The 19646-nt window shown below is 70.6% G+C and carries 17 protein-coding genes; 1 reads left to right on the top strand and 16 read right to left on the bottom strand.

The window, feature by feature from the left end; genetic code table 11:
- Window positions 1-5: 5 nt before the first annotated feature.
- The 5 genes from E4622_RS18025 to E4622_RS18005 all read right to left on the bottom strand — a co-directional run bounded on the left by E4622_RS18025 (window position 6) and on the right by E4622_RS18005 (window position 6878).
- Entirely contained in the window at window positions 6-1763 is a 1758-nt protein-coding gene (locus E4622_RS18025) for an ABC transporter substrate-binding protein (RefSeq protein ID WP_167736151.1), read from the bottom strand.
- Window positions 1764-1829: 66 nt separating this feature from the next.
- Window positions 1830-2855, bottom strand: coding sequence for an ABC transporter permease (locus E4622_RS18020; RefSeq protein ID WP_134741634.1), 1026 nt, complete (start codon window positions 2853-2855; stop codon window positions 1830-1832).
- Window positions 2856-3022: 167 nt separating this feature from the next.
- A complete protein-coding gene (aspS, locus tag E4622_RS18015; RefSeq protein WP_134741633.1) occupies window positions 3023-4801 on the bottom strand; it encodes an aspartate--tRNA ligase in 1779 nt (592 codons plus the stop codon).
- The gene (gene hisS, locus E4622_RS18010; protein ID WP_134741632.1) at window positions 4798-6162 is read right to left on the bottom strand and encodes a histidine--tRNA ligase; all 1365 of its coding nucleotides are present in this window, start codon (window positions 6160-6162) and stop codon (window positions 4798-4800) included. Before hisS ends, aspS begins: the two co-directional genes overlap by 4 nt.
- Window positions 6163-6167: 5 nt before the next feature.
- Entirely contained in the window at window positions 6168-6878 is a 711-nt protein-coding gene (locus E4622_RS18005; RefSeq protein ID WP_134741631.1) for an MBL fold metallo-hydrolase, read from the bottom strand.
- Window positions 6879-6976: 98 nt separating this feature from the next.
- Between E4622_RS18005 and E4622_RS18000 the strand changes: the two genes are divergently transcribed.
- Complete coding sequence (locus E4622_RS18000; RefSeq protein ID WP_134741630.1) at window positions 6977-8206, top strand: DUF349 domain-containing protein; 1230 nt, start codon at window positions 6977-6979, stop codon at window positions 8204-8206.
- A gap of 268 nt (window positions 8207-8474) precedes the next feature.
- Here E4622_RS18000 and E4622_RS17995 read toward each other — a convergent pair whose 3' ends face one another.
- From E4622_RS17995 to pdxS, 11 genes are all read right to left on the bottom strand, one after another.
- Window positions 8475-10706, bottom strand: coding sequence for a bifunctional (p)ppGpp synthetase/guanosine-3',5'-bis(diphosphate) 3'-pyrophosphohydrolase (locus tag E4622_RS17995; protein ID WP_134741738.1), 2232 nt, complete (start codon window positions 10704-10706; stop codon window positions 8475-8477).
- A 105-nt stretch (window positions 10707-10811) separates the two neighbouring features.
- Window positions 10812-11354: an adenine phosphoribosyltransferase gene (locus E4622_RS17990; RefSeq protein WP_134741629.1), complete on the bottom strand. Its 543-nt coding sequence runs from the start codon at window positions 11352-11354 to the stop codon at window positions 10812-10814.
- A gap of 10 nt (window positions 11355-11364) precedes the next feature.
- The gene (gene secF, locus E4622_RS17985) at window positions 11365-12591 is read right to left on the bottom strand and encodes a protein translocase subunit SecF (protein ID WP_134741628.1); all 1227 of its coding nucleotides are present in this window, start codon (window positions 12589-12591) and stop codon (window positions 11365-11367) included.
- Window positions 12591-14453: a protein translocase subunit SecD gene (secD, locus tag E4622_RS17980; RefSeq protein WP_134741627.1), complete on the bottom strand. Its 1863-nt coding sequence runs from the start codon at window positions 14451-14453 to the stop codon at window positions 12591-12593. Before secD ends, secF begins: the two co-directional genes overlap by 1 nt.
- A gap of 1 nt (window position 14454) precedes the next feature.
- The gene (gene yajC, locus E4622_RS17975; RefSeq protein WP_134741626.1) at window positions 14455-14754 is read right to left on the bottom strand and encodes a preprotein translocase subunit YajC; all 300 of its coding nucleotides are present in this window, start codon (window positions 14752-14754) and stop codon (window positions 14455-14457) included.
- Window positions 14755-14856: 102 nt separating this feature from the next.
- Window positions 14857-15930 (bottom strand): Holliday junction branch migration DNA helicase RuvB, encoded by a 1074-nt coding sequence (ruvB, locus tag E4622_RS17970; RefSeq protein WP_134741625.1) that lies wholly within the window; start codon window positions 15928-15930, stop codon window positions 14857-14859.
- Between the two features lie 3 nt (window positions 15931-15933).
- Window positions 15934-16530, bottom strand: a complete 597-nt coding sequence (ruvA, locus tag E4622_RS17965; RefSeq protein ID WP_134741624.1) for a Holliday junction branch migration protein RuvA — start codon at window positions 16528-16530, stop codon at window positions 15934-15936.
- 13 nt (window positions 16531-16543) lie between these two features.
- Window positions 16544-17092: a crossover junction endodeoxyribonuclease RuvC gene (gene ruvC / locus E4622_RS17960; protein WP_134741737.1), complete on the bottom strand. Its 549-nt coding sequence runs from the start codon at window positions 17090-17092 to the stop codon at window positions 16544-16546.
- 211 nt (window positions 17093-17303) lie between these two features.
- Complete coding sequence (locus E4622_RS17955; protein ID WP_134741623.1) at window positions 17304-18071, bottom strand: YebC/PmpR family DNA-binding transcriptional regulator; 768 nt, start codon at window positions 18069-18071, stop codon at window positions 17304-17306.
- A gap of 22 nt (window positions 18072-18093) precedes the next feature.
- Window positions 18094-18708 (bottom strand): pyridoxal 5'-phosphate synthase glutaminase subunit PdxT, encoded by a 615-nt coding sequence (gene pdxT, locus E4622_RS17950; protein ID WP_134741622.1) that lies wholly within the window; start codon window positions 18706-18708, stop codon window positions 18094-18096.
- Between the two features lie 3 nt (window positions 18709-18711).
- The gene (pdxS, locus tag E4622_RS17945; protein WP_134741621.1) at window positions 18712-19635 is read right to left on the bottom strand and encodes a pyridoxal 5'-phosphate synthase lyase subunit PdxS; all 924 of its coding nucleotides are present in this window, start codon (window positions 19633-19635) and stop codon (window positions 18712-18714) included.
- Between the last annotated feature and the right edge of the window lie 11 nt (window positions 19636-19646).

Below are 19646 nucleotides of genomic sequence, written 5' to 3'. Positions count from 1 at the left end.
CTTCGTCACTTGACGACGTAGAGGTCCTTGTAGTTGATCGCGCTCATGGCCGCGTCACCGGTGAAGCCACCGATCTTGGAGCCCGCACCGAACAGGTCGTTGCGGTAGGCGGTCGGGATGATCGGGAGGTACTCGGTACCGATCATCTCGTCCAGGTCGCCCCAGGCGCCGGCCTGCTCCTCGAGCGGCAGGGTCGGGATCTCGTCGATCCGGTCCTGCACCTCCTGCTCGTCGAAGAACGCGGTGTTGTACTGCGAGCCCTTGGTGACCAGGGGCGGGATCATCGTGTAGGCGGACGGCCAGTCCGAGCACCAGTTGACCGTACGGAGGTTGAGCTTCTTGTTGATCGGGCTCGTCTTGTTCCCGAAGAGCTCGTAAGCGTCCTCCTGGTAGGCGATGGCCTCCACGTCGAAGCCGGCGGCCTCGAAGCCCTTGACCTGCTGGGCGTTGGCGTCCACGAGCTCCGGAGCGGAGTCGTCGTAGATGAAGCTCAGCTTGTAGCCCTCGGCGCCCGCCTCCTTCAGCAGCGACTTGGCCTTCTCGGGGTCGAAGGTGAACTGCTCACCGTCGGGCTGGTACTCCTTGCGGCCCGACATGCCCGGAGGCATGATCGTGCTCGCGGGGATGCGGGTGACGTTCGGGACCTGACCACCGGCGAGCCAGATGTTCTCGTAGTCGAACGCGTAGGCGATCGCCTTGCGGATCTTGATGTCGGTGATCTTGGTGTAGTCGGGCGCAAGGTAGCTCACGCACTGACCGGTCTGCTGGATGAAGTTGTCACCCAGGGCGTCCTTGGCCTTGGACACGTTGGTCGCGCCCACGCGGTTGGAGACCGCGGTCTGCGACTCGGCGGAGTCGCTCAGCAGGATCGCGTCGACCTTCTCCTGGTCGGCGTCGAACTTGAACGTCCAGGTGTCGGCGTACTGGTGACGGCCCGGGTCGCTCTCGGGCTTCCACTCGGGGTTCTTGGCCAGGACGAGGGTCTCGTTCGGGCGGAACTCCTGGATCTTGTAGGGGCCGTTGGACAGCGGCTTCGCGCCGTAGGCCGGCGGCTCCGAACCCTCGAGCGGGATCGGGCCCATGGCCATGAAGGAGCCCCAGAAGTCCATGTCGGGGAACGGGCGGGTCATCTTGATGGTGATGTCCTGGCCGTCGACGGTGATGCCGGAGCAGTCGGCGGGCTTGCTGCTGTAGGGGCCGGTGTAGCCCTCTCCGCAGTCGATGTTCTTGACCGAGTACTCCTGGCCGGGCGTGCCCGGGAAGTTCTCGACGTCGAAGGACCGCTCGATGCCGAACTTGATCTCCTCCGCGGTGATCGGCTTGCCGTTCTCCCACGTCGCGTCGTCGCGGATCGTGAACTTCCACTCGGTGTAGTCGTCGTTCGGGGTACCGAGGTCGGTGGCCAGGTCAGGCACGAGCTCCATGTCACCGGACTCCGCGTTGCGGCGGTACTGGGTGAGCGAGCGGTGCGTCAGCGCCTGCTGGATGGAGTTGCCCAGGACCGACCAGCCGTCGGTCGGGTCGAGGTTCTCCGGGCCGGGGTCGAGCGGGATGTGGACAGTGATGTCGCCGCCCACCTGGGATCCCTCGACCTCGGGTGCCGGTCCGGTGGCGTCGGCGATCTTCTCGAAGCCGCTGCCGGCCTCGATGAACTTGCTGGGACCGTCACCGGCGTTGTCGTCGCCGCCATCTCCACCACAGGCCGCGAGTGAACCGGCCAAGGCGAAGCCCGCGACAACGGCGAGCGTCTTGTTGCGCTTCATGCTGTCCAGCCTTTCTCTTTCATTCGTGCCACGGGCGGAGGCCCGTGGCCACATCTAGGGGAACCGTCAGCGACGGGTCTTGGGGTCGACGGCGTCGCGGATGGCGTCACCGAGGAGGTTGAGAGCGACGACCAGGATCACGATCCCGAGCAGCGGCTCCCAGAAGTAGAGCGCGTAGTCGTCGTAGTAGTTGCTGGCGCGCAGGATGGTCTGGCCCCAGGAGTTGCCCTGGGTGATGCCGATGCCGAGGTAGGCGAGGCCGGCCTCGGCGGCGATGAACGCCGGGAGCATCAGGGAGACCGCGACGACGATCGGCGCCACCAGGTTGGGCAGCAGCTCCTTGACCATGATGCGCGTGGTCGGCATCCCGATGACCCGTGCCGACAGGATGAACTCGCGCTCGCGCAGCGACAGCACCTCGCCGCGCACGAGGCGGGCCACGCCCATCCAGCCGAAGAACGCCAGGATCGCGACCAGGGACCAGAGCTGCGCCTTCTCGTAGAGGTCGGGCTTCAGCGCGAAGCGCTGGTTGATGATCGGCGCCAGCGTCAGCGCGAGCAGCAGGAAGGGGATGGTGAGGAAGAAGTCGATGACGAACGAGATCGCCTTGTCGACGACGCCCCCCACGAAGCCCGCGATGAGGCCCAGGGTGATGCCGATGATCGAGGCCACCAAGGTCGCCAGCGAGGCGATGAGCAGGGAGGTCCGGCAGCCCGCCAGCCAGACGGCGAGGTTGTCGGTCGCGGTCTTGGGGGCGACGCCGAACGGGTGGGCGGGATCGAAGCCCCCCGACGGCGGGCCCTTGTAGGGGAGCAGCTCGTTCATCGGGTTGAGCTGCTGGGCCGGGTTGCCGGGCTCGGTCGTGACGTCGAAGAGGTTCTGCAGCACGTCGGCGAAGATCGCGACGAGCACGAAGAGCATCACGATGGTGAAGCAGGTCATCGCGACCTTGTCCTTGCGCAGCCGCCCTAGGGCGATCTGGATCGGGGACTTACCGGACACCTGCCGTTTCTTGGCGGGCGGCTCGTCGCCCGGAACGGTCTCGTCACTCAGGTGTCCGACGGTCTCGGACCCCATCGTGGGTGTCGACATGCTCACCTCGTCCAGGCAGTGTGTCTGCCAATCCAAACGGCGGACCGGGTCGTCCCGGGATGCGCCCTGTGCGCCGCCCGCGACTCTATGTGACACATCGCGCCGACCGGGTCTCCCCGACGTAACGATCTGGTCTCAGCCCGTTTGTCGAATGTTTTTCTCGCCCCTCAGGACGACGGGGCTGAATCCTCCGTGGGGCGGGCGTCCACACCGGCTTCCTTGCGCTGGGCCGCGGTGATGGGTGCGGGGGCCGCGGTGAGGGGGTCGAAGCCCCCTCCCGACTTCGGGAACGCGATCACGTCGCGGATCGAGTCGGTGCCCGCGAGCATCGCGCAGATGCGGTCCATGCCCACGGCGATGCCGCCGTGCGGGGGTGCGCCGAACTTGAACGCGTCGAGCAGGAAGCCGAACTTCTCCTGCGCCTCCTCCTCGCTGAGACCCATCACCGCGAAGACCCGCTTCTGCACGTCCTCCCGGTGGATCCGGATGGAGCCGCCGCCGAGCTCGTTGCCGTTGCACACGATGTCGTAGGCGTAGGCCAGGGCGCTGCCGGGGTCGGTGTCGAAGGTGTCGGCGAACTCCGGCTTGGGCCCGGTGAACGCGTGGTGGACCGCGGTCCAGGCGCCGGCGCCGACGGCGACGTCACCGCTGGCGACCGCCTCGGAGCTGGGCTCGAACATCGGGGCGTCGACGACCCACGTGAACGCGAAGGCGCTCTCGTCGATCAGGCCGCCGCGGTGGCCGATCTCGACGCGCGCGGCCCCGAGCAGGGCCCGGCTGGCCTTGGGCTGTCCCGCACCGAAGAACACGCAGTCCCCGGGCTGGGCGCCGACGTGGGCGGCCAGTCCGGCGCGCTCCTCCTCGGAGAGGTTCTTGGCGACCGGGCCGCCCAGCTCGCCGTCCTCGCCGACCAGGACGTAGGCCAGGCCCTTGGCCCCGCGCTGCTTGGCCCACTCCTGCCAGGCGTCCAGCTTCTTGCGCGGCTGGCTCGCCCCGCCGGGCATGACCACGGCGCCGACGTACGGCGCCTGGAAGACGCGGAACGGGGTGTCCTTGAAGTAGTCGGTGCACTCCACCAGCTCGAGGCCCATGCGCAGCTCGGGCTTGTCGGAGCCGAACCGCGCCATGGCCTCGGCGTAGGACATGCGCGGGATCGGACGCGGGATCTCGACGCCGATGAGCGCCCACATCGCCTCGAGGACGTCCTCCATCAGCTCGATGACGTCCTCCTGCTCGACGAAGCTCATCTCGATGTCGAGCTGGGTGAACTCCGGCTGGCGGTCGGCTCGGAAGTCCTCGTCGCGGTAGCAGCGAGCGATCTGGTAGTAGCGCTCCATGCCGGCGACCATCAGCAGCTGCTTGAACAGCTGCGGGCTCTGCGGCAGGGCGTACCAGCTGCCCGGCCGGAGCCGGGCCGGCACCAGGAAGTCGCGCGCACCCTCGGGCGTGGACCGGGTGAGCGTGGGCGTCTCGATCTCCACGAACCGGTGCCGGTCCAGCACGTCGCGGGCGGCCTTGTTGACCTGGGAGCGCAGGCGCAGCGCGGCGCTCGGGCCGGAGCGGCGCAGGTCGAGGTAGCGGTGCTTGAGGCGCGCCTCCTCGCCGACGTCCACGTGGTCGCTGATGGGGAACGGCAGGGTGGCCGCGGCGCTCAGCACCTCGACGTCGGAGGCGACGACCTCGATGGCCCCGGTGTCGAGGCCAGGGTTCTCGTTGCCCTCCTTGCGCGCGGTCACCTCACCGGTGACCTTGATGCAGTACTCGGCACGCAGGTGGTGGGCCACCTCCTCGTCGCGGATGACGACCTGGACGATGCCGCTCGCCTCGCGCAGGTCGATGAACGCCACGCCACCGTGGTCGCGCCGGTTGGCCACCCACCCGGCGAGGGTGACGGTCTGGCCGACGTGCTCGGCGCGGAGGGCGCCGGCGTCATGGGTGCGGATCACTGCTGCTCCTGGGATTCGGGGGTCGAGCCGGTCACGACGACCTGCGGTCGCAGGTCCTCGGTGGGTGGGGTCCAGGCGGCCGGATCGGCGACCTCCTGGTCCCCGCTGCGGATGTCCTTGACCTGGTGGGTGCCGTCGTCCTGGCGGAACCAGACGAACGGGATGCCCCGGCGGTCGGCGTAGCGGATCTGCTTGCCGAACTTCTGGGCCGAGGCCGAGACCTCGGTGTTGATGCCACGAGCACGCAGGCCCGCCGCGACGGCCTCGCTCTCGGGGCGGGAGTCCTCGTCGGTGACCGCCACGAGCACCGCGCTCGGCACCGGGCGGCTGCCCGCGAGGACGCCGTCCGCGAGCAGCGGGACCAGGGTGCGAGAGACGCCGAAGGACACCCCCACGCCGGGGTACGTCGTACGGCCGTCGGTCGCCAGAGCGTCGTAGCGCCCGCCGCCGCCGACGGACTTGAGGCGCTCGTAGCCCGCCATGAAGATCTCGACCACGGTGCCGGTGTAGTAGTCGAGGCCGCGGGCGATGCGCAGGTTGGCCTCGACGGTGACGTGGCGCCGCTCCCCCGCGCTGCAGCCGTCGACCACGGCCGCGAGCTCGGCGAGGCCCTCGTCGAGCAGCGGGTCCTCGACGCCGAGCGCGCGGACGCGCTCCACGAACGAGGTGTCGGCCACGCGGATCGTGGCCAGCTCCAGGCAGCGCTGCGCCTGCTCGGGAGTCGCGCCGGCGTCACTGACCAGCAGCGCGGCGACCTGCTCGGCCGGCAGCTTGTCGAGCTTGTCGATGGTGCGGATGGCGGCGGTGACGTCCGGCAGCCCCAGCCCTCGGTAGAAGCCCTGGATCAGCTTGCGGTTGTTGAACTGGAAGCTCAGCGGCGGCAACGGCAGCGCGTCGAGCGCCTCCACCATCACGCGCATCACCTCGACGTCGTGGTGGAAGGGCAGCACGTCCTTGCCGACGATGTCGACGTCGGCCTGCGTGAACTGTCGGTAGCGGCCCTCCTGGGGGCGCTCGCCGCGCCAGGCCGGCTGCACCTGGAAGCGGCGGAAGGGGAACTCCAGGTGGCCCGCGTGCTCGAGGACGTAGCGCGCGAACGGCACCGTGAGGTCGAAGTGCAGCCCCAGACCGGTGTCGTCGGCGGTGTCCTCGGCCTGGAGGCGGCGCAGGACGTAGATCTCCTTGTCCACCTCGCCGCCCTTGGCCAGACGGTCCAGCGGCTCCACGACGCGCGTCTCGATGTTGGCGAACCCGTGCAGCTCGAAGCTGCGCGAGAGGGACGCGACGACCTCGCGCTCGACGGCGCGCTGGGCGGGCAGCAGCTCGGGGAACCCGCTGAGGGGTGTGGGCTTGGCGGTCATGGGGCTCAGAGTCCTTGCGTCGCTCGCCCCGCGGCCCCGTCGTCGACGAGGTCCTGCAGGAAGGGGTTGGTCGCGCGCTCGCGGCCGATGGAGGTCTGCTCGCCGTGGCCCGGGAGGACCACGACGTCGTCGCGCAGGGGCAGCACCTTGGTGGCCAGGCTGCGCAGGATGGTCGGGTGGTCGCCACCGGGCAGGTCGGTGCGACCGATGGAGCCCGCGAAGAGCAGGTCGCCGGAGAACATCACCTCGGAGATGTCGGCGTCGTCGTAGGGCGAGCGGAACGTCACCGAGCCCTCGGTGTGCCCGGGCGTGTGGTCGACGGTGAACCTCAGCCCCGCCAGCTCGAGCTCCTGCAGGTCCGAGAGCTCCCGCACGTCGTCGGGCTCGGCCCAGGTGTAGTCGCCGCCCAGCAGCATCGCGGTGGTCTCGGGCGACATCCCGGCCATGGGGTCGGCCAGGAGGTGGCGGTCGGCGGGGTGGATCCAGGCGGTGGCGTCGTACGTGCCGGCGACCGGGGCCACGCACCACATGTGGTCCACGTGGCCGTGGGTGACCAGGACCGCGACGGGCTTGAGCCGGTGCTGGCGCACGACCTCGTCGACCCCGGCGGCGGCGTCCTTGCCGGGGTCGATGACCACGCACTCGCTGCCCGGCCCCGTGGCGGCGACGTAGCAGTTGGTGCCCCACGGCCCTGCGGGGAATCCGGCGATCAGCACTCCGCAACACTATCGAGACAAACCATCGGTCGTCGCGCCGGTATCTGCCCACTAGTGTGGGCCACTGCTTCTGCCGGGCAAGCGATCGAGGGACTGCAGTGACGAGCACCGAATGGGGCCGCGTCGGAGACGACGGCACCGTCTACGTGAGGACCACCGACGGCGAGCGGGCCGTGGGGCAGTACCCCGTGGGCACTCCCGAGGAGGCACTCAAGTTCTACACCGACCGCTACCTCGCGCTGGAGACCGAGGTCTCGCTGCTCGACCAGCGGGTGCGCTCGGGGGTCCTCGGACCCGAGGAGGCCGCCGAGTCGGTCAAGCTGGTGCGCGCGCAGATCGTGGACGCCAACGCCGTCGGTGACCTCGCCGCCCTGGCCGCCAAGCTCGACTCCCTCGGCCCGGTGATCGCCCAGCAGCGCTCGGTGCGCCGCGCGGAGAAGGCGCAGAAGTCCGCCGAGGCGAAGGAGCAGAAGGAGAAGCTCGTCGCTGCCGCGGAGAAGATCGCGGAGGGCAACGACTGGCGTCACGGCGCCAACCGCCTGCGCGAGCTGCTCGACGAGTGGAAGGCGCTCCCCCGCATCGACCGGGCCTCCGACGACGCCCTGTGGAAGCGCTTCTCCGGCGCCCGCACGGCCTACACGCGTCGCCGCAAGACCCACTTCGCGGAGCAGGACGTCAAGCGCGAGTCCGCCCGGGTGGTCAAGGAGCGGCTGGCCAAGGAGGCCGAGGAGCTCTCCTCCTCCACCGAGTGGGGCCCCACCGCCGGTCGCTACCGCGACCTCATGCGCGACTGGAAGGCCGCCGGCCCGGCACCCAAGGACGTCGACGACGCCCTGTGGGCCCGCTTCCGCGGCGCCCAGGACGCCTTCTTCGGCGCCCGCGACGCCGCCAACGCGGCCCTGGACGCCGAGTTCGCCGCCAATGCGGAGGTCAAGGACAAGCTCATCGTCGAGGCGGAGGCGCTGCTGCCGGTCACCGACATCGAGGCGGCCAAGCGGGCCTTCCGCGACCTCGCCGACCGTTGGGACGCCGCCGGCAAGGTCCCCCGCGACCGGATCAAGGACCTCGAGGCGCGCATGCGCAAGGTCGAGCAGGAGATCCGCGGCCTCGAGGAGGAGCAGTGGCGCAAGTCCGACCCGGAGAAGTCCGCCCGGGCCGACGACATGGTCAGCAAGCTCGAGGCCGCCATCGCCGGTGTCGAGGCGGACCTCGAGAAGGCCCGCGCCGCCGGCAACGAGCGGAAGGTCAAGGACCTCCAGGACAACCTCGAGTCCCGCCAGGCCTTCCTCGAGATGGCCAAGCGCGCCGCCCAGGAGTTCTCCGGGTGAGCCTCTCCGGAGGTTGAGGAGGTTGCGCTGGCAACCGTCTCGACACCTCACACGGCGGTCGAGCAGCGAGGAGCGCTGGCGACGAGCGGCCGTCGAGACCCTGTGAGCCGAACGCCGAGGCCCCACGGCCACCACACGTGGTCACCGCCCTGCGTCCCTCACCGGGTCTCGACACGCGCGGTCGCGACCTCGTCCCTCGGTCGCGCGCGCTGCTCGACCACCGATGTCACGCAGTGAGAGCCCTGCCCTCGCTAGCTCGGGCAGGCTCTCACTGCGTGACGCGGTAGGCGTCGAAGACGCCGGGGACGCCGCGGACGGCCTTGAGGACGGTGTCGAGGTGCTTGGCCTCGGCCATCTCGAAGGTGAAGCGGCTCTTGGCCACGCGGTCGCGGGTGGTCGAGAGGTTGGCGCTGAGGATGTTCACGTGGGCGTCGGAGAGCACCATGGTGATGTCGGAGAGCAGCCGGGCACGGTCGATCGCCTCGACCTGGATGTTGACCAGGAACGTCGAGCTGGCGGTCGGCGCCCACTCGACCTCGAGCACCTTCTCCGGCTGGGAGAGCAGGGCGTTGGCGTTGGTGCAGTCGCGGCGGTGGATCGAGACTCCCCCGCCCTTGGTGACGAAGCCCAGGATGTCGTCGGGCGGCACCGGCGTGCAGCACTTGGCGAGCTTGACCCACACGTCGGGTGAGCCCTTGACGATGACGCCGGCGTCGCCGCCGGTGGGGATCTTGGAGCGGCCCCGGCGGCCGGTGATCGTGACGGCCTCGGCCAGGTCCTCCTGCGCGCCCTCCTTGCCGCCGTGGAGCTCGATCACCCGGCGTACGACGGCCTGGGCACTGAGGTTGCCCTCGCCGACCGCGGCGTAGAGCGCCGAGACGTCCGCGATCTTGAAGTGGGCGGCCGCGAGCATCAGCGACTCGTGGGAGAGCAGGCGCTTGAGCGGCAGGCCCTCCTTGCGCATCAGCTTGGCGATCTCGTCCTTGCCGTGCTCGATCGCCTCCTCGCGCCGCTCCTTGGTGAACCACTGGCGGATCTTCGAGCGGGCGCGGGGCGAGCGGACGAAGGTCAGCCAGTCCTGCGACGGCGCGGCGTTGGGTGCCTTGGAGGTGAAGACCTCGACCACGTCGCCGTTGTCGAGCGTGGACTCCAGGGGCACCAGCCGGCCGTTGACCCGCGCGCCGATGGTGTGGTGGCCGACCTCGGTGTGGACGGCGTAGGCGAAGTCGACCGGGGTCGCGCCGGCCGGCAGCGCGATGACGTCGCCACGGGGCGTGAAGACGTAGGTCTCGGCGCGGTTGATCTCGAAGCGCAGCGACTCCAGGAACTCCCCCGGGTCCTCGACCTCGCTCTGCCAGTCGAGGAGCTGGCGCACCCACGACATGTCGTCCATGTCGCCGCGCTGGTCGGTGTCGGCGCCGGAGCGGCCGGCCTCCTTGTACTTCCAGTGAGCGGCGACGCCGTACTCCGCGCGACGGTGCTGGGCGAAGGTGCGGATCTGCATCTCCACGGGCTTGCCCTGCGGTCCGATGACCGTCGTGTGCAGCGACTGGTACATGTTGAACTTCGGCATCGCGACGTAGTCCTTGAAGCGCCCCAGCACCGGGTTCCACCGGGAGTGGAGCACGCCGAGCACCGAGTAGCAGTCGCGGTCCTCGTCGACCAGGATCCGGATGCCGACCAGGTCGTAGATGTCGGAGAAGTCGCGGCCACCGACGATCATCTTCTGGTAGATCGAGTAGTAGTGCTTGGGCCGCCCGGTGACGGTGGCCTTGACCTTGGCGTCACGCAGGTCCTGCTCGACCTGGGTGATGACCTCGGCCAGGAACTGGTCGCGGGACGGCGCGCGCTCGGCGACCATCCGCACGATCTCGTCGTAGATCTTGGGGTGCAGGGTCGCGAACGCGAGGTCCTCGAGCTCCCACTTGATGGTGTTCATGCCGAGGCGGTGGGCCAGCGGCGCGTAGATGTCGAGGGTCTCGCGGGCCGTGCGCTCCTGGCTCTTGGCCGGCACGTAGCGCAGGGTGCGCATGTTGTGGAGGCGGTCGGCGAGCTTGATGACCAGCACCCGGATGTCGCGCGACATCGCGACGATCATCTTGCGGATGGTCTCGGCCTGCGCCGAGTCGCCGTACTGGACCTTGTCGAGCTTGGTCACGCCGTCGACCAGGCGGGCCACCTCGTCGCCGAAGTCCTGGCGGCACTCGTCCAGCGTGTAGGGCGTGTCCTCGACGGTGTCGTGGAGCAGCGCGGCGACCAGGGTCGACTCGGTCATGCCGATGTCGGCGAGGATCGTGGTGACGGCGAGCGGGTGGGTGATGTAGGGGTCACCGCTCTTGCGCATCTGCGTGCCGTGCATCTTCTCGGCGGTGGTGTAGGCCCGCTCGAGCAGCGTCAGGTCGGCCTTCGGGTGGTTGGCCCGCACGGCGCGGAACAGCGGCTCGAGCACGGGGTTGGCGCTCGGGCTGCGCGTGCCCATGCGCGCCAGCCGGGCGCGCATGCTGCGCGTCGAGGGCGGCGAGGCGTCCGAGGAGGCGGTTTCCGGCGCGCGCTCCCGCGTGGGCGGGGCGGTGCGTTCCTCGGTCACTCCTCGAGTCTAGTTCGCCTAGACGACCATCAAGGACGTAAGCGGGAGGTCACCGATGGCCTCGCGGCCGGGGAGGAACGAGAGCTCCATCAGCATCGCCGCCGCGGTGGCCGTGCCGCCGCAGCGCTCGACCAGGTCGACGGTCGCGCAGACGGTGCCGCCGGTGGCCAGCACGTCGTCGACGAGCAGCACCCGCTGACCCGGCGAGATGGCGTCCTGGTGCAGCTCGAGCGTCGCCTCGGCGTACTCCAGCGCGTACGCCGCCGCGTGGGTCGGGCGCGGCAGCCGGCCGGCCTTGCGCACAGGCACGAAGCCCACCCCGAGGGCGAGCGCGACGGGCGCGGCGAGGATGAACCCGCGCGCCTCCATGCCGACGACCTTGTCGACGATGACGGTGCCGTCGGCGTCGCGACCGGCAGCGGCCAACGCGTCGATGACGGCAGCGAACCCCTCCGGGTCGGCGAGCAGCGGCGTGATGTCCTTGAAGACGATCCCGGGCTCCGGGAAGTCGGGGACGTCCACGACGAGCCGCTCCAGTGCGGACCGCGCCTGCTCGCTCACCGGCGTCGGCTCACTTCTTGTCGCGCTTGGACTTCGGCTGGCGCACGGGCTGCACGCGGCCGGCGGCGTTGCTCTGGCGCACCGGCTTGCGGGGCGCCGGGGCGACCCGCCCGCGGTCGCTGGCCTCGACGGCCCGCGGCGGCGCCGTGGGCCGCGTCTGCGGCTGGCCCTCGTCGTCGAGCTCGTCCTCGTCGGGCTCGTCGACCACCGGCATGTCCTCGACGAACGTCGGGACCGAGGCGTAGCGGTCGGCCGCGGCGCGAGCGCGCGCCTTGGCCCGGCGCTCCTGCTCCTTGACGGCGCTCTCACCCGACTTGAGGTGCACGAGCACCCGCGGGGCGAGGAAGACCGAGGAGTAGACGCCGACCGCCATGCCGACGAACTGCGCGAGCGCGAGGTCCTGCAGGGAGCTGGCGCCCAGCTGGATCGCGCTGACGTAGAGGATCGCGCCGATCGGGATCAGCGCCACGATGCCGGTGTTGACCGAGCGCACGAGGGTCTGGTTGACGGCGAGGTTGGCCGCGTCGGCGTAGCCCTGGCCGCTCTTGAGCCGCTCGTGGGTGTTCTCCCGGACCTTGTCGAACACCACGACGGTGTCGTAGAGCGAGAATCCCAAGATGGCGAGCAGGCCGGTGACGGCCGACGGCGTGACCTGGAAGCCCGACAGCGCGTAGACGCCGACCGTGATGACGATGTCGTGCACCAGGGCGACGAACGCGGCCACCGACATCTTCCACTCGCGGAAGTAGGCGCCGATGAAGAGCAGCACCAGGACGAGGAACACCGCGACGCCGAGGCCGGCGCGCTTGGCGACCTCCTGGCCCCAGCTGGCGCCGATCTCGTCCTGGGCCAGGTCGTTCTCAGGTACGTCGACCACGGTGCGGATCGCCTCGGCGACGGTGTCGCTCTCCTCCTGGGTGAGCTCCTCCACCTGGATCAGGACGTTGTCGCCGGCCGTGGTGGCCGAGGCCGCCTCCGTGCCCTCGACCCCGGAGCCGGCGACGGCTTCGCGCAGGTCCTCGGCGTCCTGCTGGGTGGCGCCGCCGGCGATCGGCACGCGGTACTCCGTGCCGCCGGTGAACTCGATGCCGAAGTTGAGCCCACGGATCGCGATCGCACCGATCGCCAGGAGCACGATGACGCCGGTGATGGCGTACCAGAGCGGCCGGCGGTGGACGAAGTCGATCGAGCGGCGCCCGGTGTACAGGTCGTTGCCGAGCCGCGATGCCTTGCCCATCAGGCCTTACCTCCGGTCGGGACGCCCGCTCGAGCAGGCGTGGGTGGGGCGTCGAGGCCCAGGGTGCCGGCGCTCAGGCCGGACAAGCGGTGGCCGCTGTTGAAGAACCGGAAGCGTGCCAGCCACGACACCATCGGCTTGGTGAACCAGAACAGGATCGCGAGGTCGACGATCGTGGAGAGCCCGAGCGCGAAGCCGAAGCCCTTCACCGCGCCGGTCGCGAAGATGTAGAGCACCGCCGCGGACAGCAGCGACACGACCTGGGCCGCGAGCCGGGTGACCTTGGCGCGCTTCCAGCCGCTCTCCACCGCGACCCGCATCGTCTTGCCCTCGCGCATCTCGTCGCGGATGCGCTCGAAGAAGATGATGAAGGAGTCGGCGGTGACACCGACCGCGATGATCAGGCCGGCGATGCCGGGCAGGGTCAGCGTGAAGCCGGCGGTCTCGCTGAGCAGCAGGACCAGGGCGTAGGTGACCGCGGCAGCTGCCAGCAGCGACGCCACGACCACGAGCCCGAGGCCGCGGTAGTAGAGCAGGCAGTAGATCAGGACGAGCCCGAGGCCGAACGCTCCTGCGGTGAGACCGGCGCTGAGCTGGTCGCCGGCGAGCGAGGGCCCGATCGTCTGGGTAGACGGCTCGTCGAAGGAGATCGGTAGCGACCCGTACTTGAGGCTCGTCGCCAGGCCGGAGGCCTGCGTCTCGGTGAAGTTGCCGGTGATCTGCGCGGAGCCGTCGGGGATGTTGCTCGTGAACGTCGGCGCGGAGATGACCGCCCCGTCGAGCACGATCGCGAACTGCTCGACGTCCTTGGTCAGGGTGCTGGAGGCCTCGGAGAAGACGTCCTCGCCCTTGCCGCCGATGTCGAGCGTCACGGCGTAGTTGACGGAGTTCTGCGGGATCGCGAAGCCGGCGTCCTCGAGGTCCGTGCCGGCGATGACGGCCTTGGACAGCAGGTACTTGATCGAGGGACGCGCCGGCTGGTCGCCCACGGCGTCCTCGGGCGGCGAGCACGCGACGAGCGGCTGCAGCGGGTCGTCCGACGGGACGTCCGGCAGCGCCTCGGGGGCACCCTCGGCCTTGGAGATCAGGCCCTTCTCGTCGCACTGGTAGGCGTTGAACGCCTCGTAGTCGGCCTGCGTGTAGCCGCCGCGCATGAAGGTCACGGCCTCGTCGAGCGGCGCGACGGCGCTCTCGTCGAAGCTCTCGGGCAGCGCGGTCGGATTGGCCGTCGGATTGTCGGCCGGGGCCTCGCCGGTGCCGTCGTCGGGTGCGTCGGTGGGCGTGCCGACCGGGGACTCGCTGGGAGTCTCGCTGGGAGCATCGCTGGGCGAGGGGGTCTCGTCGGTGGCGAATCCGGGGGCCACGCGGTTGTTGCCGGACGGCGAGGCGGCCGGGGCGGAGGGCTGCACGGACGGGGCGCTGGGCTGCTGGCCCGGCTCCTGGGGTGCGGGCGCCTCGGGGGCCGGGGTCCCGGTTGCCGCTCCGGGCGCCGCACATCCGCTCGACTCGTCGCAGGCGACCAGCCGGAAGCGCAGCTGCGCCTGGCGCTCGACGATGCTGACGAGGTCACGACGCGGGTCGCCGGGGATCTCGACGACGATGATGTCGCCGCCCTGCGTGACCACCTCGGCCTCGGAGACGCCGGTGCCGTTGACGCGCTGGTCGATGATCTGGCGGGCCTCGTCGAGGTTCTCGCTGCTCGGGTCGCCCTTGGCGACGAGCGTGATCCGGGTGCCGCCCTGGAGGTCGAGGCCGAGCTCGGGCTTCCAGGACCCCGCGAGCGCCACGAGCCCGTAGAGGAGCGCGGTGCCGAGGAAGAACACCACGAGGGTGCGTCCTGGGCGGGGGGTCTTGCGTGCCATGTCAGTTCTCCTCGGGCTCGGCGGGGCCGAGCTCCGGCTCAGGGGGGGAAACGATGGTGCCGATCGCGCCGCGGGCGACGCTGATGACGACACCCGTCGCGATCTCGACGTGGACGCGGTCGTCCTCGAGCTCCCGCAACGTGCCGTAGACGCCGGAGGTGAGCATGACCTCGTCCCCTACGGACAACGACGACTGCATGCGTCCGAGTTCCCGCTGGCGCCGAGAGGCGGGTCGGATGACCAGGAGCCAGAAGAGGAGAGCGATGCCCACGAGGGGCAAGAGCTGGACGAGCTCTGGCACGACAAGACCTTCCAACCGGCGATGAGGGAGATCGGCCTCTGCCCAGACAGGGCGGACCGACCGACGGGAGAGTCTAACCGTGGCGGACCCTGGGACCGCGAATCAGTCCTCGAACAGGGTGTCCTCGGCGCCTGGGAACGACGAGCGCGGCGGGTTGAGCCCCAGGTGGCGCCAGGCGGCCGGGGTCGCGACGCGCCCGCGCGGGGTGCGCGCGAGGAAGCCGTTGCGGACCAGGAAGGGCTCGGCGACCTCCTCCACGGTCTCGCGCTCCTCCCCCACGGCCACCGCCAGCGTGGATATGCCGACAGGACCCCCGCCGAAGCGCGAGCACAGGGCGTCCAGGACGGCGCGGTCGAGCCGGTCGAGGCCGAGCTCGTCGACCTCGTAGAGCTCGAGGGCGGCCCGCGCGACGTCGAGACCCACGACCCCGTCGGCACGCACCTGGGCGTAGTCGCGCACGCGGCGCAGCAGCCGGTTGGCGATGCGAGGGGTGCCCCGCGAGCGCGACGCGATCTCGGCCGAGCCGTCGTCGGTGACGTCGACGCCGAGCAGCCCGGCGGAGCGGTGGACGATCAGGTCCAGCTCGGCGGGGGCGTAGAACTCCAGGTGGGCGGTGAAGCCGAAGCGGTCGCGCAGCGGCCCGGGAAGCAGGCCCGCGCGGGTCGTGGCGCCGACGAGGGTGAACGGCGGGATCTCGAGCGGGATCGCGGTGGCGCCGGGCCCCTTGCCGATGACGACGTCGACCCGGAAGTCCTCCATCGCCATGTAGAGCATCTCCTCGGCCGGCCGCGACATCCGGTGGATCTCGTCGACGAACAGCACGTCGCCGTCGTTGAGGCCCGACAGGATGGCGGCCAGGTCACCGGCGTGGGTGATGGCAGGTCCGCTGGTGAGGCGCAGCGGCGTCGACATCTCGTGGGCGATGATCATCGCCAGCGTGGTCTTGCCGAGCCCGGGAGGGCCTGAGAGCAGCACGTGGTCGGGAGCGCGCTCCCGCTGGCGCGCGGCCTCCAGGACCAGCCCCAGCTGCTCGCGCACGCGGTGCTGGCCGACGACCTCGTCGAGCGAGCGGGGACGCAGTGCGGCCTCGATCACCCGCTCGTCACCCTCGGCCTCGGCGGCGGTGAGCGAGCGGAGGTACTGCTCCTCCGCGACCTCGAGCTCGTCCTCGTGCATGGCCTAGGCCTTGCTCAGCGAGCGCAGCGCGGCGCGCAGCAGCGCGCCGACGTCGGGCTGGTCGCCGGCCTCGGGGGCGACGCTCTCGACCGCGGCGTCGGCGTCCTTGGTGGACCACCCGAGACCGACGAGCCCCTGGGCGACCTGGTCGCGCCACGGCGCAGCGGCCGCACCCGGGGCCGGCGCGCGGCCGGCGGTCGGGGGGCCGATCCGGTCCTTGAGCTCGAGGATGATGCGCTGGGCGCCCTTCTGGCCGATGCCCGGCACCCGGGTGAGGGTCTTGACGTCGTCGGCCGCGATGGCGCGACGCACGTCGTCGGGGCTGAGCACGGCCACCATGGCCTGCGCGACCTTGGGACCGACGCCGGAGGCGGTCTGGACGAGCTCGAACGTCGCCTTCTCGTCGTCGTCGACGAACCCGAACAGTGTCAGGGAGTCCTCGCGCACCACCATGCTCGTCGAGAGCGTCGCCTGCTGGCCCGGGCGCAGCGTGGCGAGGGTGCCGGGCGTGCACATCAGCTCGAGCCCGACCCCGCCGACCTCGACCACGGCGCTCGAGACGGACAGCGCGGCCACCTGGCCACGGACGAAGGCGATCACGCGGTGCTCCTGTTCACGCTTTGCTCCTGAAGGACGGGGTGGCGACGCGGGCGCGGTTGGCCGCGACGGCGGCGTCGATCCGGGCCTGGGCGCCGCCGCGCCAGATGTGGGTGATGGCCAGCGCCAGCGCGTCGGCGGCGTCGGCCGGCTTGGGCAGGGTCTCGAGGCGGAGGATGCGCGTGATCATCGCGCCGACCTGCGCCTTGTCGGCGCGACCGTTGCCGGACACGGCGGCCTTGACCTCGCTCGGGGTGTGCAGGGCGACCGGCAGGCCGCGTCGGGCCGCGCAGACCAGGGCGATGCCGCTGGCCTGGGCCGTGCCCATGATCGTGCTGGAGTCGGAGCGGGCGAAGACCCGCTCCACGGCGACCGCGTCGGGGCGGTACTCGTCGAGCCAGGCGTCGATGCCGCGCTCGATCGTGACCAGGCGCTCGGCCACGGGCAGGTCGGCGGACGTGCGGACGACGTTGACGTCGACCAGCGACAGGGGTCGCCCGACACTGCCCTCGACGACGCCGATGCCGCACCGCGTCAGCCCGGGGTCGATCCCGAGCACCCGCATGGGCCTGCTCATCGCGCCGCCTCTCGTCCGAACACACGTTCGGGAGACCACGCTATCCGCCGACTCCCCCGCCAGCTCGCCGCGACACGCCCTCGCCGAGGGTTGAGGAGGGCGCCCTGGCGCCCGTCTCGAAACCCAGCGGGGCGGCGAGAGCCTCGCTCACTGGGTTTCGAGACGGTTGCTGCGCAACCTCCTCAACCCACGACGACGGTCAGTCGTCGTCTAGCTGCGCCATGACGTCGTCGGGGACGTCGAAGTTGGCGAAGATGTTCTGCACGTCGTCGAGGTCCTCGAGGACGTCGACCAGGCGGAACATCTTGCCCGCGGCGTCCTTGTCCAGCTCGACCTGGAGGTCGGGCACGAACGACGCCTCGGCGGAGTCGTAGTCGATGCCGGCGGTCTGCAGGGCCGTGCGCACGCCGACCAGGTCGGTGGCCTCGGAGATGACCTCGATCGCCTCGCCGAGGTCGTGGACGTCGTCGGCGCCGGCCTCGAGGGTCGCCTCCAGGACGTCGTCCTCGGAGACCTCACGCCCCTCCTGGTCGCGCGGCACCACGACGACGCCCTTGCGGTGGAACAGGAACGACACCGAGCCCGGGTCCGCGAGCGAGCCACCGTTGCGGCTCATCGCGGTGCGGACCTCCATGGCGGCGCGGTTCTTGTTGTCGGTGAGGCACTCGATGAGCATCGCGACACCGGAGGGGCCGTAGCCCTCGTACATGATCGTCTGGTAGTCCGCCCCGCCGGTCTCCGCACCGGAGCCGCGCTTGACCGCGCGGTCGATGTTGTCGTTGGGGACCGAGGACTTCTTGGCCTTCTGGATGGCGTCGTAGAGCGTGGGGTTGCCGGTGACGTCACCGCCACCCATGCGGGCCGCGACCTCGATGTTCTTGATCAGCTTGGCGAACATCTTGCCGCGCTTGGCGTCGACGACCGCCTTCTTGTGCTTGGTGGTCGCCCATTTGGAGTGGCCAGACATGCGTCCCTCTTCTGTGACTGTTCTATGGCTCGTCGGTCGTCGTGACGCGCACAAGATCGACGAAGAGCTGGTGGATCCGCGTGTCGCCGCCCACCTCCGGGTGGAACGACGTCGCGAGCAGCGGGCCCTGGCGGACCGCGACGATCCTACCCGCGCCACCGTCGACCTCGACCTGGGCGAGCACCTCGACCCCGGGACCGACGGCCTCGACCCACGGCGCGCGGATGAAGACGCCGTGCACCGGACCGTCGACCCCGGCGACCGCGACCTCACCCTCGAAGGAGTCGACCTGGCGGCCGAACGCGTTGCGGCGCACGGTGATGTCGAGCCCCCCGAGGGTCTCCTGGTCGGCGGTGCCGTCCTCGACCCGGTCGGCCAGCAGGATCATCCCCGCGCACGTGCCGAAGACCGGCATGCCGCGCTTGATGCGGTCGCGCAGCGGCTCGAAGAGCTCGAAGGTGCGCGCGAGCTTGGCCATCGTGGTCGACTCCCCGCCGGGCAGCACCAGCGCGTCGCACGCCTCGAGCTCGCTGGGACGTCGTACGGCGAGCGCCGTCACGCCGAGCGCCTCGAGCGCGTGCAGGTGCTCGCGGACGTCGCCCTGGAGGGCGAAGACGCCGATCGTCGGGGTGGGCACTCGCTACCAGCCGCGCTCGGCGAGCCGGTGCGGCTGCGGGATCTCCTCGACGTTGATGCCGACCATGGCCTCGCCCAGCCCGCGGCTGACCTTGGCGACGACGTCGGGGTCGTCGAAGAACGTCGTGGCCTTGACGATGGCCTCGGCGCGCTGCTCAGGGTTGCCGGACTTGAAGATGCCCGAGCCGACGAAGACGCCCTCGGCGCCCAGCTGCATCATCATCGCGGCGTCGGCGGGCGTGGCGATGCCGCCGGCGGTGAAGAGCACCACGGGCAGCTTGCCGCGGACCGCGACCTCCTCGACCAGCGCGTACGGCGCCTGGAGCTCCTTGGCGGCGACGTAGAGCTCGTCCTCGGCCATCGAGCCCAGGCGGCGGATCTCCTGGCGGATCGTGCGCATGTGGGTGACGGCGTTGGAGACGTCCCCCGTGCCGGCCTCGCCCTTGGAGCGGATCATCGCCGCGCCCTCGGTGATGCGGCGCAGGGCCTCGCCGAGGTTGGTGGCGCCGCAGACGAACGGCGCGGTGAACTTCCACTTGTCGATGTGGTTGGCGTAGTCGGCGGGGGTCAGCACCTCGGACTCGTCGATGTAGTCGACGCCGAGGCTCTGCAGGACCTGGGCCTCGGCGAAGTGGCCGATGCGGGCCTTGGCCATGACCGGGATCGACACCGTCGCGATGATCGAGTCGATCATGTCGGGGTCGCTCATCCGGCTGACGCCGCCCTGGGCGCGGATGTCGGCGGGCACCCGCTCGAGGGCCATCACGGCCACCGCGCCGGCGTCCTCCGCGATCTTGGCCTGCTCGGCCGTGACGACGTCCATGATCACGCCGCCCTTGAGCATCTCGGCCATGCCGCGCTTCACACGCGTCGTGCCGGTGCCGCTGGTGGTGTCCTGGGAGTCGGTGGTGGGGGTGCTGTCAGCCATGGCTGCAGCGT

The sequence above is a fragment of the Nocardioides sp. 503 genome, from assembly GCF_004522095.1.
Lineage (GTDB): Bacteria > Actinomycetota > Actinomycetes > Propionibacteriales > Nocardioidaceae > Nocardioides.
This window is presented reverse-complemented; position numbering and strand designations above follow the sequence as displayed.

Bases quoted from the DNA above. Each gene is read 5' to 3' on its own strand.
- ruvC (WP_134741737.1), bottom strand. From the start codon at position 17,092: ATGCGGGTGCTCGGGATCGACCCCGGGCTGACGCGGTGCGGCATCGGC.
- pdxS (WP_134741621.1), bottom strand. From the start codon at position 19,635: ATGGCTGACAGCACCCCCACCACCGACTCCCAGGACACCACCAGCGGC.
- ruvB (WP_134741625.1), bottom strand. From the start codon at position 15,930: ATGCACGAGGACGAGCTCGAGGTCGCGGAGGAGCAGTACCTCCGCTCG.
- E4622_RS17955 (WP_134741623.1), bottom strand. From the start codon at position 18,071: ATGTCTGGCCACTCCAAATGGGCGACCACCAAGCACAAGAAGGCGGTC.
- E4622_RS18025 (WP_167736151.1), bottom strand. From the start codon at position 1,763: ATGAAGCGCAACAAGACGCTCGCCGTTGTCGCGGGCTTCGCCTTGGCC.
- hisS (WP_134741632.1), bottom strand. From the start codon at position 6,162: ATGACCGCCAAGCCCACACCCCTCAGCGGGTTCCCCGAGCTGCTGCCC.
- secD (WP_134741627.1), bottom strand. From the start codon at position 14,453: ATGGCACGCAAGACCCCCCGCCCAGGACGCACCCTCGTGGTGTTCTTC.
- E4622_RS18020 (WP_134741634.1), bottom strand. From the start codon at position 2,855: ATGTCGACACCCACGATGGGGTCCGAGACCGTCGGACACCTGAGTGAC.
- secF (WP_134741628.1), bottom strand. From the start codon at position 12,591: ATGGGCAAGGCATCGCGGCTCGGCAACGACCTGTACACCGGGCGCCGC.
- E4622_RS17995 (WP_134741738.1), bottom strand. From the start codon at position 10,706: ATGCGCGCCCGGCTGGCGCGCATGGGCACGCGCAGCCCGAGCGCCAAC.